The sequence below is a fragment of the Oceanobacillus sp. Castelsardo genome, from assembly GCF_001659985.1.
Classification (GTDB): Bacteria; Bacillota; Bacilli; order Bacillales; family Amphibacillaceae; genus Oceanobacillus.
Genome location: NZ_LYCS01000007.1, coordinates 43,242 through 56,318, shown reverse-complemented (window position 1 = coordinate 56,318; position 13,077 = coordinate 43,242). Strand labels below are relative to the sequence as shown.

Annotated in this window: 17 protein-coding genes and 1 other RNA gene; all 18 read left to right on the top strand. The window is 36.1% G+C overall.

Annotation, left to right across the window (positions count from 1 at the left end; genetic code table 11):
- The first annotated feature begins 73 nt into the window (after window positions 1–73).
- The 18 genes from cysK to rsmI all read left to right on the top strand — a co-directional run bounded on the left by cysK (window position 74) and on the right by rsmI (window position 12,941).
- Window positions 74–997: a cysteine synthase A gene (cysK, locus tag A9178_RS12750; RefSeq protein ID WP_068675892.1), complete on the top strand. Its 924-nt coding sequence runs from the start codon at window positions 74–76 to the stop codon at window positions 995–997.
- A 178-nt stretch (window positions 998–1,175) separates the two neighbouring features.
- An RNA gene (ffs, locus tag A9178_RS12745) (signal recognition particle sRNA large type) lies at window positions 1,176–1,441 on the top strand.
- Between the two features lie 324 nt (window positions 1,442–1,765).
- Entirely contained in the window at window positions 1,766–3,454 is a 1,689-nt protein-coding gene (dnaX, locus tag A9178_RS12740; protein WP_068675890.1) for a DNA polymerase III subunit gamma/tau, read from the top strand.
- A 33-nt stretch (window positions 3,455–3,487) separates the two neighbouring features.
- On the top strand, window positions 3,488–3,808 hold the full coding sequence (locus A9178_RS12735) for a YbaB/EbfC family nucleoid-associated protein (protein WP_369801984.1): 321 nt from the start codon (window positions 3,488–3,490) through the stop codon (window positions 3,806–3,808).
- A 10-nt stretch (window positions 3,809–3,818) separates the two neighbouring features.
- On the top strand, window positions 3,819–4,415 hold the full coding sequence (recR, locus tag A9178_RS12730) for a recombination mediator RecR (protein ID WP_068675886.1): 597 nt from the start codon (window positions 3,819–3,821) through the stop codon (window positions 4,413–4,415).
- A 74-nt stretch (window positions 4,416–4,489) separates the two neighbouring features.
- The gene (locus tag A9178_RS12725; RefSeq protein WP_068675884.1) at window positions 4,490–4,705 is read left to right on the top strand and encodes a YaaL family protein; all 216 of its coding nucleotides are present in this window, start codon (window positions 4,490–4,492) and stop codon (window positions 4,703–4,705) included.
- A 133-nt stretch (window positions 4,706–4,838) separates the two neighbouring features.
- The gene (locus A9178_RS12720) at window positions 4,839–5,102 is read left to right on the top strand and encodes a pro-sigmaK processing inhibitor BofA family protein (protein WP_068675882.1); all 264 of its coding nucleotides are present in this window, start codon (window positions 4,839–4,841) and stop codon (window positions 5,100–5,102) included.
- A 167-nt stretch (window positions 5,103–5,269) separates the two neighbouring features.
- Window positions 5,270–5,461: a sigma factor G inhibitor Gin gene (locus tag A9178_RS12715; protein WP_068675879.1), complete on the top strand. Its 192-nt coding sequence runs from the start codon at window positions 5,270–5,272 to the stop codon at window positions 5,459–5,461.
- A 77-nt stretch (window positions 5,462–5,538) separates the two neighbouring features.
- The gene (locus A9178_RS12710) at window positions 5,539–6,960 is read left to right on the top strand and encodes an aminotransferase class I/II-fold pyridoxal phosphate-dependent enzyme (protein ID WP_068675877.1); all 1,422 of its coding nucleotides are present in this window, start codon (window positions 5,539–5,541) and stop codon (window positions 6,958–6,960) included.
- Between the two features lie 62 nt (window positions 6,961–7,022).
- Window positions 7,023–7,652, top strand: coding sequence for a dTMP kinase (gene tmk / locus A9178_RS12705; RefSeq protein WP_068675875.1), 630 nt, complete (start codon window positions 7,023–7,025; stop codon window positions 7,650–7,652).
- Between the two features lie 98 nt (window positions 7,653–7,750).
- On the top strand, window positions 7,751–8,080 hold the full coding sequence (locus A9178_RS12700; RefSeq protein WP_068675873.1) for a cyclic-di-AMP receptor: 330 nt from the start codon (window positions 7,751–7,753) through the stop codon (window positions 8,078–8,080).
- Between the two features lie 143 nt (window positions 8,081–8,223).
- Window positions 8,224–8,655, top strand: coding sequence for a YaaR family protein (locus A9178_RS12695; RefSeq protein ID WP_068675871.1), 432 nt, complete (start codon window positions 8,224–8,226; stop codon window positions 8,653–8,655).
- A gap of 105 nt (window positions 8,656–8,760) precedes the next feature.
- The gene (holB, locus tag A9178_RS12690; protein WP_068675868.1) at window positions 8,761–9,750 is read left to right on the top strand and encodes a DNA polymerase III subunit delta'; all 990 of its coding nucleotides are present in this window, start codon (window positions 8,761–8,763) and stop codon (window positions 9,748–9,750) included.
- 5 nt (window positions 9,751–9,755) lie between these two features.
- Complete coding sequence (locus tag A9178_RS12685) at window positions 9,756–10,580, top strand: PSP1 domain-containing protein (protein ID WP_068675867.1); 825 nt, start codon at window positions 9,756–9,758, stop codon at window positions 10,578–10,580.
- Window positions 10,581–10,594: 14 nt separating this feature from the next.
- On the top strand, window positions 10,595–10,951 hold the full coding sequence (yabA, locus tag A9178_RS12680) for a DNA replication initiation control protein YabA (RefSeq protein ID WP_068675865.1): 357 nt from the start codon (window positions 10,595–10,597) through the stop codon (window positions 10,949–10,951).
- Window positions 10,952–11,061: 110 nt separating this feature from the next.
- The gene (locus A9178_RS12675; RefSeq protein ID WP_068675863.1) at window positions 11,062–11,802 is read left to right on the top strand and encodes a tRNA1(Val) (adenine(37)-N6)-methyltransferase; all 741 of its coding nucleotides are present in this window, start codon (window positions 11,062–11,064) and stop codon (window positions 11,800–11,802) included.
- Window positions 11,795–12,088, top strand: coding sequence for a GIY-YIG nuclease family protein (locus tag A9178_RS12670; protein ID WP_068675861.1), 294 nt, complete (start codon window positions 11,795–11,797; stop codon window positions 12,086–12,088). The genes A9178_RS12675 and A9178_RS12670 overlap by 8 nt, the downstream gene beginning before the upstream one ends.
- Window positions 12,066–12,941 (top strand): 16S rRNA (cytidine(1402)-2'-O)-methyltransferase, encoded by an 876-nt coding sequence (rsmI, locus tag A9178_RS12665; protein WP_068675859.1) that lies wholly within the window; start codon window positions 12,066–12,068, stop codon window positions 12,939–12,941. Before A9178_RS12670 ends, rsmI begins: the two co-directional genes overlap by 23 nt.
- Window positions 12,942–13,077: the final 136 nt, after the last annotated feature.

Sequence of the window (13,077 nt, the reverse complement as noted above, 5' to 3'; positions counted from 1 at the left end):
AATGCGATAAAATAAAGTATACACATTAACTTAGTGGGAATTGATTTTTCATAGGTAGAAGGAGGGAGTCAGGATGAAATTATACTCAACTATTCTTGACCTTGTCGGTAAAACCCCAATTGTACAATTAAATAGGTTGCCGGATGAAAATGGTGCACATGTTTTTATGAAATTAGAATCATTTAATCCTGGTGGTAGTGTTAAAGATCGAGCTGCATTAAATATGATTGAACAGGCGGAAAAAGAAGGAAAGCTGATTCCGGGAAAAAGCACAGTCATTGAACCAACATCCGGTAATACTGGGATTGGACTTTGTATGGTTTGTGCCGTAAAAGGCTATCGTTGTATAATTACGATGCCTGATAATGCGACAAAAGAGCGGGTTAAAATTATGAAAGCATATGGAGCAGAAGTTATTTTAACCCCGTCAAGCCAGCGAATGCAAGGTGCTATAGATGAAGCGAATAGAATTGCCGAAAAGACACCAGGTAGCTTCATTCCAATGCAGTTTGAAAACAAAGCAAATGTGGATGCACATCGAGAAACAACCGCTGTGGAAATTATGGAAGCCTTTGATGGACAACTGGACGCATTAGTGTTGACAGCTGGTACAGGCGGAACAGTTACTGGAACCGGGGAAGAATTAAAAAGGCAAATTCCTCAATTAAAAATTTATGTTGTAGAACCAAAAGGATCTCCCGTTTTATCTGGTGGTAAACCAGGTCCACATAAGATTCCAGGAACAGGGCCAGGATTTATTCCAAACATTTTAAACCAAGAAATTTTTGATGAAATTCTTCATATTGAAGATGAAAAAGCACAAAAAATGGCTAGAAGTCTTGCCGCTAAAGAAGGAATTTTTGTAGGGGCCTCTAGTGCGGCATCAGCCTTTTTTGCAATTCAATTAGCGAAAGCCCTTCCGTCCTCTGCAAAAGTTTTATGCATCGCTCCTGATACTGGTGAACGCTACTTATCATCAGAGTTATTTCCAGAATGATTGATAAAAAGGCCTATTCTTAGTTCCATTTAATAACAGGCTTTTCATTGTGCAACAGGAATTCAGGTTATTATTCATTGTGGAAGTACTAGCTAATATATGTGATGGAACTTTATTGAATGGAATTTCACATTATTTCCATTGCAAAATGAATCCAAAGTCTATATAATGATAATTACCGTGCTAAGCGGGGAGGTAGCGGTGCCCTGTACTCGCAATCCGCTATAGCGAGGCCGAATCCCCATTCGAGGTGGGCGATTGTATGGTCTGTCCTTAAGGAATTGGTGTTGACGCCCGGGTCCTACGCAACAGAAACCCATGAACCCTGTCAGGTCCGGAAGGAAGCAGCAGTAAGTGGTCATTTCTGTGTGCCGTAGGGAAGCCTAGGCTGAGCCATGAACTTAAGTAACGCATATAATCGTTTCATCGACAATGGGTGCACGGTATACATAGATTATTAAAAGTTAGAGATACTGTCTCTAACTTTTTTTGTGCTTTAAGGAATTTTAACTTTGTAAAAGATTAAAGTATAAGAAAAACTAAAGCTTTCAATATAGACTTGGCGAGGCTGATTTCTAAAATATTGTCGCATTTCCCTTCAAGTGCGAATTAAAAAGCAACAAAATATACGATTGAGCCCTTGGCGATAAGCTAAGTTTTCTAATATTTATATATAGCTATTTTAATTAAATGAATTTTTCGTGGTAGTTCACATTCACCCCTCAAATCGGGTATAATAAGAATAGAATATAAAGGGGAATTTACGCTATGAGCTATCAAGCATTATACCGAGTCTGGCGTCCAAGGAAATTTGAAGACGTAGCAGGACAAACACATATTACTCGTACATTACAAAATGCGATTGTGGAACAAAAGTTTTCGCATGCTTATGTATTCTCAGGACCACGAGGGACTGGGAAAACAAGTGCTGCCAAAATTTTCTCTAAAGCAATTAATTGTGAGCATGCACCAGTAAAAGAACCGTGTAATGAATGTGCAGCCTGCCGAGGAATACAAGATGGTACGATTCAAGATGTGATCGAGATTGATGCTGCTTCCAATACAAGTGTGGATGACATTCGGGAAATACGGGAAAATGTAAAATATGCATCAAGCTCCGTTCCTTACAAGGTGTACATCATCGATGAAGTACACATGATTTCTAATAATGCGTTTAATGCCTTATTGAAAACTCTAGAAGAACCACCAAAACATGTTGTGTTTATTTTAGCAACAACAGAGCCACATAAAATTCCGTTAACCATTTTATCGAGATGTCAGAGATTTGACTTTAAACCAATCTCTAATCAGGCGATAGTGAATCGTATGAAGACAATCATAGAAGCGGAGGACATATCCGTTACGGAAGAAGCTTTAGAAACTGTAGCTCTTGCTGCAGAGGGCGGTATGCGTGATGCATTAAGTATTTTAGATCAGGCTATTTCATACAGTGAAGATGTTGTAGAGTTAGACGATGTCCTAGCTGTTACCGGCGGAGTATCTCAAGGGGTACTTACCGAAATAGTCGATGCAATGTATAATAAAGACGTTCAAGAAGCTTTAAAACGATTAGATGATATTATTCAAAATGGAAAAGACCCTGGTCGTTTTGTATATGATTTAATCTACTTCTTGCGGGATTTACTTTTATACAAAAGTGCGCCCGCTCTTGAAGGATTATTGGAAAGGGCTAGGGCTGATGAGGCATTTCAAGCTCTTTCATCAACCATTAACAACGACTGGATACAAGATGCCATTATGCAATTGAATCAATGCCAGCAAGAAATAAAATGGACAAATAGTCCAAAGGTTTTTATTGAAATTGCAATTTTAACGATTACGAATCGCTATCATAGGGAAGAACAACAGCCTGGATCTATCGATTCTGATGCCATATTGAAATTAAACCAAAAGATATCTGGGCTTGAATCTCAATTACAACAGTTGAGGCAAAATCCGGCTCCAACTACTAACCCACCTCAAGTGGAAAAAAGAAGACCACAAAGAGCTACTAGCAAGAGTAGTTATAAAGTTCCGTATGAGAGAATTCGTGGGGTTCTTAAAGAAGCAAATAAACCTTCCTTAAAACAGGTTCAATCCGGCTGGGCAAATTTCTTGAGTCAGTTAAAAGGGACAAATGCCCCAGCACATGCTACCATTCAGGATAGTAAACCAGTTGCTGCATCTGATCAAGCAATCGTAGTGTCATTTAAATATGAAATACATTGTTCCCTGTTTTTAGACCATAAAGATACGGTTCAATCTGTACTTATGAGTGTACTAGGAAAGCAAATGGAAATGATTGCTATACCTGATCGTGATTGGCAAGAACTTCGTGCCGACTTTATCCAAAGTCAGGAGAAAAATAGTCCTGAAGATTCTAAAGAACAACCAGACCCTGTAGTAGATGAGGCAAAGAAGCTTTTTGGTGATGATTTAGTAGAAATACATGATTAGATTTGTCTAATAAATATATAATATAGAGGAGGTATTTCCATGAAAGGAAATATGAATAACATGATGAAACAAATGCAAAAAATGCAAAAGAAAATGATGAAGGCTCAAGATGAACTCTTTGAAATGACATTTGAAGCTTCTGCTGGTGGCGGAATGGTAACGGTCATTGCAAATGGTAAAAAGGAAATTACGGATGTCCAAATTAAAGAGGAAGTTGTAGATCCTGACGATATTGACATGCTTCAAGATTTAATCCTTGCCGCTACAAATGATGTTTTAAAACAAGTTGATGACAAAACAAATGCAACAATGGGACAATTTACGAAAGGGCTAAATATGCCAGGAATGTTCTAGGAGGCACAACATGTATTATCCGGAACCTATTTCAAAATTAATTGATAGTTTTACCAAATTGCCAGGTATAGGGCCAAAAACAGCTGTACGCCTGGCCTTTTTCGTTATCAATATGAAAGATGACGACGTAATGGATTTTGCGAACGCTCTAGTGAACGCGAAACGGGAATTAACGCACTGCTCGGTTTGTGGTCATATTACGGACCAAGACCCATGTGCAATTTGCTCGGATACGTCTAGAGATAATTCAATTATTTGTGTTGTACAAGATCCTAAAGATGTTATTGCTATGGAAAAGATGAAGGAATTCCGTGGTAAATATCATGTTCTTCACGGTGCAATTTCCCCAATGGATGGAATTGGTCCAGAAGATATTAATGTCCCTGATTTACTGAAACGCTTAAAGGATGAGGAGGTCGAGGAAATTATACTTGCAACGAATCCGAATATAGAAGGTGAAGCTACCGCAATGTATATTTCACGCCTTGTGAAACCATCCGGTATTCGCACGACCCGAATTGCACATGGCCTTCCAGTAGGTGGAGATTTGGAATATGCGGATGAAGTGACGTTGTCCAAAGCGTTAGAAGGTAGAAGGGACTTATAAAGTGAAACTTCAATCAGTGGGGGTCTTACAGCCGGTTAACCTGCGATAAAAAGATTGTTCAAAAAGGTGAAATCATGGGGAAAAAAATAAAGAAAAAAGATGTCGACGCAGAACTATTACATTCGATATACCAATTAGAATCGGAATGGAAACAAATTCGTTCCATCATGGAGCATAGTGTGGAGGCTTCTCAAATTGGCCGTCTTCAGGAATCACTTGCCCAAGCAAAGTATATCTTTTTATTAAAAGAGGCAAGACATCGGAATTTGCATGCACTTAAATTAAAGTAGATTAAGAGAATTATTGAGATAACTTTAAGACAGGGATAAATCCTTGTCTTTTTTTAATCTAGTTCTTTTTCCCTTTTAAAGGTCATAAATATAGGATAAACATAAATGTAGGTAAAAGAGGGGTTGATTTTCTATGAGTTCAACACTCATTATTACGATTATGGTTGCTTTAATCGTCCTTTTATTGTTTGTCGGAGCTCCCATAAAACCAATGAGATTTATTGGACAGGCTACTGTTAAAATTGGCATTGGCATTTTATTTCTGTTTTTTGTCAATGTCTTTGGCGGTGCAATTGGTCTACATATTCCTATCAATATGTATACCGCTATTGTGGCTGGGTTTTTAGGTTTATTTGGAGTAGCTTCCTTAACCGCCATTCATCTATTTATCATTTAGATGAAATTAAAGTTTCAAAGATTCCTTGTATACTTCCCGTTAGATTAGGAGATACTAATTTTTAAGCAGGTAGGAAAGTATAAAAATCTTTCCCGTCTGTATAAGAGCAACTATGGCATCTGCCCAATCTAATAGCGAATGCCAAGTTACTAACGGAGGTGGAAAGGATGGAACAAGTAAATCTATTTGAATGCTGTGGGATTTGTGAGGACGAAAAAGAGACTGGGATTCATTTATACAACATGTTTATCTGTTCAGAGTGTGAACATAACATGATTCATACGGAGCCAAGAGAAGAAAAGTATAAATATTATTTACAAAAGTTGAAAAATATTAGTACACCGAAATTATACTCCTAATCCAAGTCTTTGCTTGCAAAGGCTTTTTTTCTTGTCTTATTATAATAGTTAAAATAAAAATAGAATGGAGATAAGAAATGGACCAGTCCAGTACACCTTTGTTTTCATTATTAGATAAATTTGCAATGAAACATTCTACTTCTTTTCATGTTCCTGGCCATAAAAATGGAGAGATTTTTCTAGAGTTTGCTAGTTCATATTTTCAGCAGGTTTTAAAATTAGATGTCACCGAACTTCCTGGTTTGGATGATTTACATGCTCCAACAGGGGCCATTCAAGAGGCAGAACAACTTGCCGCAGATTTTTTTAAGTCAAATCACACCTTTTTTCTCGTTGGTGGAAGTACGGCTGGTAATTTGGCAATGATCATGGCCTGTGTTCAATCAGGTGATAAAGTCATTGTGCAACGTAATAGCCATAAATCCATTATGCATGGATTAGAATTAAGCGGTGCAAAGCCTATTTTCATCGCCCCTGAGTTTGACAAGGAAGTTGGTCGATTTACATCACCGAGTTATGAAACTGTAGTATCAGCAGTTCAGAAACATTCAGATGCAAAGGCTGTTATTCTTACGTATCCAGATTACTTTGGAAGAACTTATGATATTAAGAGAATGATAGAATCCATTCATCATTATCATATTCCTGTTTTAGTAGATGAGGCTCATGGAGTACATTTTTCTTTAGGAGATCCCTTTCCGACATCTTCCCTTCAGTTAGGAGCGGATATCGTAGTCCAATCTGCACATAAAACAGCTCCCGCCATGACCCAATCCTCCTACTTACATATTAATAGTGCTTTTAATCTTAAGGATAAGGTTGCCTATTACTTGCAGATGCTCCAATCTAGTAGTCCTTCTTATCCGCTAATGGCATCATTGGATATAGCAAGGAGTTATTTAGCTACACGAACAGATAAGGATATAGAAAAAATCATAAGTAGCGTTTTTAAAGTACGAGAGATACTTGGGCGTTGTGAGGGATTGGATGTATTACCATTAACTGGTAAAGACGACATGTTAAAAATTACTTTACATGTAAAACCGTCCTATTCTGTTCAACAAATCATCTTAGGGTTAGAAGAATTTCATATATACCCTGAATTAACGACAGATCGTCAACTATTACTCATTCATGGATTAGCACCGTTTGAGCATTTTATTCCATTAGAAAAGGCGGTAAAAAGAATCAATGAACGATTAAAAAAAGATATAATCCATGCTACAATAGATATATCAAAGCTCTTTCCAGAACCAATTTCTGAATTAGCTTTAACCTATCAACAAATGAATGAATTAACATATACAAATGTCGCTCTTGATAGAGGATTAGGGAATATTGCTGCTGAATCGATTATTCCATATCCACCTGGAATTCCACTTATTTTAAAAGGGGAAAAAATAACAAAAACTCAAGCTATGACTGTGAATCACTTGCTTAAGCAAGGGGTTACCATACAACAAAGAACAAAAGGTATCAAGATATATAATAAAGGATAAGTAAGTAAATCTTGTTAGTTGCTAGGCGCTTGAACTAGACATAAAAGGAGTTAATACAAGAAGTGAACGGATATTTTATTACTTTTGAAGGTGTCGAGGGTGCAGGAAAAACAACGATCATGCAAAACACTCTCGTGAAATTAAAGTCATTAGGGTATGATGCAATCTCAACAAGAGAGCCTGGCGGGATTGAAATTGCTGAGCAAATACGTCATGTTATTCTTGATACAAACAATACCAAAATGGAAGAAAGAACAGAAGCATTGCTATATGCCGCTGCTAGAAGACAACATCTAGTGGAAAAGGTCATCCCAGCATTAGAACAAGGGAAAATTATTCTTTGTGATCGATTTATCGATAGTAGTTTGGCGTATCAGGGATATGCACGAGGGCTTGGAATTGATGAAGTATTTGCAATCAATCAATTTGCCATTAAAGATCAGATGCCTAATTTGACTATATTATTTGATCTTGAACCGAAAAAAGGGTTAAGCCGTATTGCGTCGAATAAAGATAGAGAAAGAAATCGTTTGGATCTGGAAACTGTCTCTTTTCATGAGAAAGTGTATGAAGGTTACAAAATCCTATTAGATAAGTTCCCAAACCGTATTCAATCCATCAATGCAGACCAACCATTGGAACAGGTTGAAGAAGAGGTTTTGAATAAGATTCTTATTAATATTAAAAAATAATCTTATTGGCGCGAAATCTCTATTCGTCACTCTTGATGCAAGATCTCATAATGTATATTAATCAGTATTTGATTAAATAAAATTAGAGGGGGACTAGTATGAAGCTAATAATGGCTGTTGTTCAAGATAAGGATACAAATCGCTTAACGAATGCTTTAGGTGAGGAGGATTTCCAATCTACGAAGCTTGCTTCAACTGGTGGGTTTTTAAAAGAAGGTAACACAACATTAATGATTGGATGTAACGACGAAAATGTAGATAAGGTGTTACGAATCATTAAAGATAATTGTTCGAACCGTGAACAAATGGTTGCACCTATTTCTCCTATGGGGGGAAATGCGGATTCTTATATACCGAATCCTGTTAAAGTAGAGGTTGGTGGAGCAACTGTATTTGTTTTACCGATTGAGTCATTTTACCAATTTTAAATGATAAGTGCATGTTCAAAAGGCGGATAAAAAGGACCGAGTCGGCGAAGCTTTGAGTACCGGAACCTTAGGAAAAGGTCTCTAGTGCCGAAGTGTTATTTTTACCTGACCTTTTGAACAATCTCTTCAAGGGGGCGAAGTAAATGAAAATTATAAATGATGTGCATAGGCAAAGAGATACATCATATGCTAGACAAGCACCTACAGAAACGAAATCATTCCAACATTCACTTCAGTCCCAATATTTATCGCAAAAAAAACAGGAACTAGACAATATGATGAAGAATATTTCCTTACAAGGTGAAAAGTTAGCCCGTTCCCGTAATTTCAAAGAGCTTGCTAAATTTAAAAAGATGATTAAATCCTTTTTAGGAGAAACGGTATCTGGCGGTTTACGTATTAAAAAGGAACAGAGTTTTAATAGAAATGGAAGTAACCATTTAACATTAATCAAACAAGTGGACGAAAAGCTTATAGAATTAACCGAGCAAATAATGAGCCAAGAGAAGAAAACGGTTGATATACTTGGGTTAATAGGGGAAATAAAAGGGTTATTGATTAATATATATATATAGGAACAAAGGCGCTTCACGGATGTGACCCTTTTTGCGATAAGGTATAATAAGTTAATTTTCCCTATTAGTTAAGAAATAATTGTAATTTGATAGGACGGATATTGGATGAAGACATGGTCTGAGATTGCAGAGATACAGCCTTTGGCGAGTAAAGTTATAACAAATAGTATTAAAAAAGACCGGGTTTCACATGCGTACTTAATTCATGGCGAACGTGGTACCGGAAAAGAGGAAATCGCTACTATTCTTACAAAGGTTCTATTTTGTATGGAACCTAATGGAATAGAACCGTGCAATCACTGTATAAATTGTAGACGAATCGAATCCCATAACCATCCTGATGTTCATTGGATTGAACCAGAAGGAAAGTCTATAAAAAAGGAGCAGGTTGAAAATCTGCAAAAGGAATTTACATATTCTGGACTTGAATCTAATCGGAAAGTATATGTAATAAAAGATGCTGATACGCTTACTGTAAATGCCTCTAATCGAATCTTAAAATTTTTAGAAGAGCCAACAAGACAAACAACAGCAATTATGCTTACAGAAAACAGTCAAGCTATACTCCCAACGATTCGTTCTCGTTGTCAAATTATAGACTTAAAACCACTTAATTCAGTTTCCTTTCAAAATAAACTACTAGAAAATGGGATAAATAAACAAGATGCAATCCTATTTAGTGCCTTAACAAATAACCTTCAGGAAGCGATTGAATGGTCAAATGATGAGTGGTTTGCCGAAGCTAGGAAGTTAGTGATACAATTGGTTGAAATGTTTTCAACCAAACCAGAAGATGTTTACTTATTTATCCATAGTCATTTGATACCTCTCTTAAAAGAAAGAAAAGATCAAGAAAGAACGCTCGATTTATTATTATTGGCATTTAAAGATATTCTTTATTATCATATCGGCAATGAAAATGAACCTACATTCTATCAATCGACAGATGTTTTACTTGAGAAAGCAGCAATGTCATTTTCTGAAGAGCAAATTATGGATGTTTTAAATGCTATTTTAAAAGCTAAAAGAAAACTGAAGCAAAATGTTCAACCTACATTGGTGTTTGAACAATTGGTTCTTCAAATACAGAGGTGAAACAAATGATAGAAGTTATTGGTGTTCGCTTTAAAAAGGCGGGGAAGATCTATTACTTTGACCCTGATGGTGAAGATATTTCACTAAACAATTACGTCATTGTGGAAACGGTACGTGGCGTTGAGTTTGGAAAAGTAGTCATACAAAACAAACAGGTGGACGAGGAAGATGTTGTTCTGCCTTTGAAAAAAGTAATCAGGGTAGCGGATGAAAAAGATAAACTTACCGTTTTAGAAAATCAGGAAGAAGCAAAAAATGCTTTTGATATATGTACTACAAAAATAAAGGAACATCAGCTAGATATGAATCTAGTAGAGGTAGAATATACGTTTGATCGTAATAAAATAATCTTTTACTTTACCTCCGATGGTCGTGTAGACTTCCGGGAATTAGTAAAAGACTTAGCAGCGATGTTCAAAACCCGTATTGAGTTAAGACAAATTGGTGTTCGGGACGAGGCAAAAATGCTTGGTGGAATTGGACCATGCGGAAGAATGCTTTGTTGTTCAACCTTTTTAGGAGACTTTGAACCAGTATCTATTAAAATGGCAAAGGATCAGAATCTATCTCTAAACCCAGCTAAAATCTCTGGTCTCTGTGGTCGTCTTATGTGTTGTCTAAAGTACGAAAATGATGAATATGAAAGTGCCAAGCGCGAATTACCAGATATAGGGGAAGCTATAACTACTCCATATGGAAAAGGGAAAGTGGTTGGATTAAATATTCTTGAGAAATTAATTCAAATTGAAATCCCAGAAAAAGAACGAGTGATTGAATATACATTAGATGAATTAATTGATGAGGGAATTTTAGCTCAGGGCCAAAGATAACGAGGTGAGTGGGCGTGAGGAATCGACAAATCTTTGATCAAGTGTCTGATATGGAAAAACAAATTGGAGAATTATATCAGCAACTTGGTGATCTTAAACAAAAGCTAAGTGAATTACTAGAAGAAAATCATCGACTTGCTATGGAAAATCATAATCTAAGAAACCATTTGGATACGATAGAAGAGGGCAAACAAAAATCATCGAATAAAAAGAAGTCTACGAAGAAAAAAGATAACTTACCAAGTGAAGGATATGACAACTTAGCAAGGCTGTATGATGAGGGATTCCATATTTGTAATTTAGAATTTGGAAGACCAAGAAGGAATGAAGATTGTATGTTTTGTCTGGAATTCTTTGATAAAACAAAATAGAGTTTAAAAGCCACACATGAAAATTACTGTCTCTCTATAGAGGCAGTTTTCTTTTCATATGGACAAGATAAATGACAAAGGCTAAAGTTTTGATTAGGTAGGAGAAAAAGATGGTACAATTATTTGGTGATGAACGTATAGATTCTTTATTAGCTGACGAAAGTATGAGTATTATTCAAAGTGCGACTGCTTTCGCTTTTTCTTTAGATGCTGTACTACTTGCGCATTTTGCCTCCGTTCCGAAAAGGAGAGGAAAGGTTTTAGATTTATGTACAGGTAATGGGGTTATTCCTTTATTGTTATCGAGAAAAACAAAAGTTGAAATGACCGGTGTTGAAATTCAAGAGCGTATATTTAGTATGGCAGAGAGAAGTATTGAGTTGAATAAATTGCAGGAACAAATACATCTTGTTCACGGTGATTTAAAAGAGATGAAACATGTTTTAGGACAAAGCACGTATGATGTGGTGACATGTAATCCTCCTTATTTTAAAACCCCTTCCAGTAATGAGCAAAATTACAATGAATATTTAACCATCGCAAGACATGAAGTTTATTGTACATTAGAGGATGTTGTAAAGGCATGTAAACTACATGTGAAATCAGGGGGGAAAGTAGCAATGGTTCACAGGCCAGGAAGACTTGTAGATATTATAAATTTATTTAGAAAGTATAATATTGAACCAAAACGTATGCAGTTAGTCTTTCCGAAAATGGGTAAAGAAGCAAATATGCTCTTAATAGAAGGAATTCGGGACGGTAAACCAGATTTGAAAATTTTGCCACCGTTATATATATATCATGAAGATGGCACGTATACAAAGGAAGCTGAGGAAATTATATATGGATGATAAGGAACATTTAGTTTACATGTTGAGATGTAAAGACAATTCCTTATATACAGGATATACAAATAATCTAGAGAACCGTTTAAAAGCACACAGAGACGGAAAAGGGGCAAAATATACAAGAGGTAGAGGTCCCTTTCAAGTTGTATACATTGAAAAATTTGAGACGAAAGAAGAAGCTTTAAAAAGAGAGTATGAAGTAAAACAACTAAAAAGAAAAGGGAAATTATTACTAATCCAGAATTGGTTGAAAGAAGTGGTTCAAAATGAAAATTCAAAAGAGCTTTAATGACGAAAACTTAGGTACTATTTATGTGGTACCAACACCAATTGGAAATTTAGAAGATATTACTTTTAGGGCTTTGAATACGTTAAAAAGTGTATCCATTATTGCAGCAGAAGATACGAGAAATACAAAGAAACTTTTAAACTATTTTGAAATAAACGTGCCCCTAATTAGTTATCATGAGCATAATAAGCTTTCTAGAGAAGAACAATTATTAGAAAGGGTAAGAAAAGGTGACTCGATAGCTATTGTAAGTGACGCAGGAATGCCAGCTATTTCAGATCCTGGATATGAATTAGTAACATCGGCAATAGAGGAAGAATTGAAAGTAGTTGTTTTACCAGGAGCAAATGCGGCCCTATGTGCTTTAGTAGGCTCTGGGCTTTCCACGAATGCGTTCTATTTTTATGGATTTTTGCCTCGAAAGAAAAAGGATAAGGAAGCAGAATTAGAACGTTTAAAATATATTCAAGCTTCTTTATTATTTTATGAATCACCACATCGTATTAAAGAAACCCTACTTGCCATGAATAAAGTTCTTGGAAATAGACAAATCGTAATTGCTAGGGAATTAACGAAGCGGTTTGAGGAATTCATCAGAGGGTCTGTAGAAGAATTAATGGAGTGGACAGATCAGAATGAACAAAAAGGGGAGTTCTGCCTCGTTGTCTCTGGTAGTGATTCAGAAGAGATAGAAACGGAATTATGGTGGAAAGACTTAAACGTTATGGAACATGTAGATTACTACATCAATGAAAATCACTTATCTTCTAAAGAGGCTATAAAGCAAGTAGCTATTGATAGAAAAATGCCAAAACGAGAAGTCTACCAAACCTATCATGTTCATGTGGATTGAAGTTAAATTTGTTACCTTCTTATTCCAAAATAAAAGAGAGTTGACGTGCTTTTGCATGCGTCAGCTCTCTTTGGGCTTTTAATTGATTGTAACAAGGGCTTAAGACTTTGTAAATAGAAAATTGTAGGAAATTATC

Coding starts and splice junctions, on each gene's coding strand:
- A9178_RS12695 (WP_068675871.1), top strand. CDS start 8,224: ATGAAAATTATAAATGATGTGCATAGGCAAAGAGATACATCATATGCT.
- A9178_RS12710 (WP_068675877.1), top strand. CDS start 5,539: ATGGACCAGTCCAGTACACCTTTGTTTTCATTATTAGATAAATTTGCA.
- A9178_RS12700 (WP_068675873.1), top strand. CDS start 7,751: ATGAAGCTAATAATGGCTGTTGTTCAAGATAAGGATACAAATCGCTTA.
- holB (WP_068675868.1), top strand. CDS start 8,761: ATGAAGACATGGTCTGAGATTGCAGAGATACAGCCTTTGGCGAGTAAA.
- A9178_RS12720 (WP_068675882.1), top strand. CDS start 4,839: ATGAGTTCAACACTCATTATTACGATTATGGTTGCTTTAATCGTCCTT.
- A9178_RS12715 (WP_068675879.1), top strand. CDS start 5,270: ATGGAACAAGTAAATCTATTTGAATGCTGTGGGATTTGTGAGGACGAA.
- rsmI (WP_068675859.1), top strand. CDS start 12,066: ATGAAAATTCAAAAGAGCTTTAATGACGAAAACTTAGGTACTATTTAT.
- cysK (WP_068675892.1), top strand. CDS start 74: ATGAAATTATACTCAACTATTCTTGACCTTGTCGGTAAAACCCCAATT.
- dnaX (WP_068675890.1), top strand. CDS start 1,766: ATGAGCTATCAAGCATTATACCGAGTCTGGCGTCCAAGGAAATTTGAA.
- A9178_RS12670 (WP_068675861.1), top strand. CDS start 11,795: ATGGATGATAAGGAACATTTAGTTTACATGTTGAGATGTAAAGACAAT.
- A9178_RS12725 (WP_068675884.1), top strand. CDS start 4,490: ATGGGGAAAAAAATAAAGAAAAAAGATGTCGACGCAGAACTATTACAT.
- A9178_RS12675 (WP_068675863.1), top strand. CDS start 11,062: ATGGTACAATTATTTGGTGATGAACGTATAGATTCTTTATTAGCTGAC.
- recR (WP_068675886.1), top strand. CDS start 3,819: ATGTATTATCCGGAACCTATTTCAAAATTAATTGATAGTTTTACCAAA.
- A9178_RS12685 (WP_068675867.1), top strand. CDS start 9,756: ATGATAGAAGTTATTGGTGTTCGCTTTAAAAAGGCGGGGAAGATCTAT.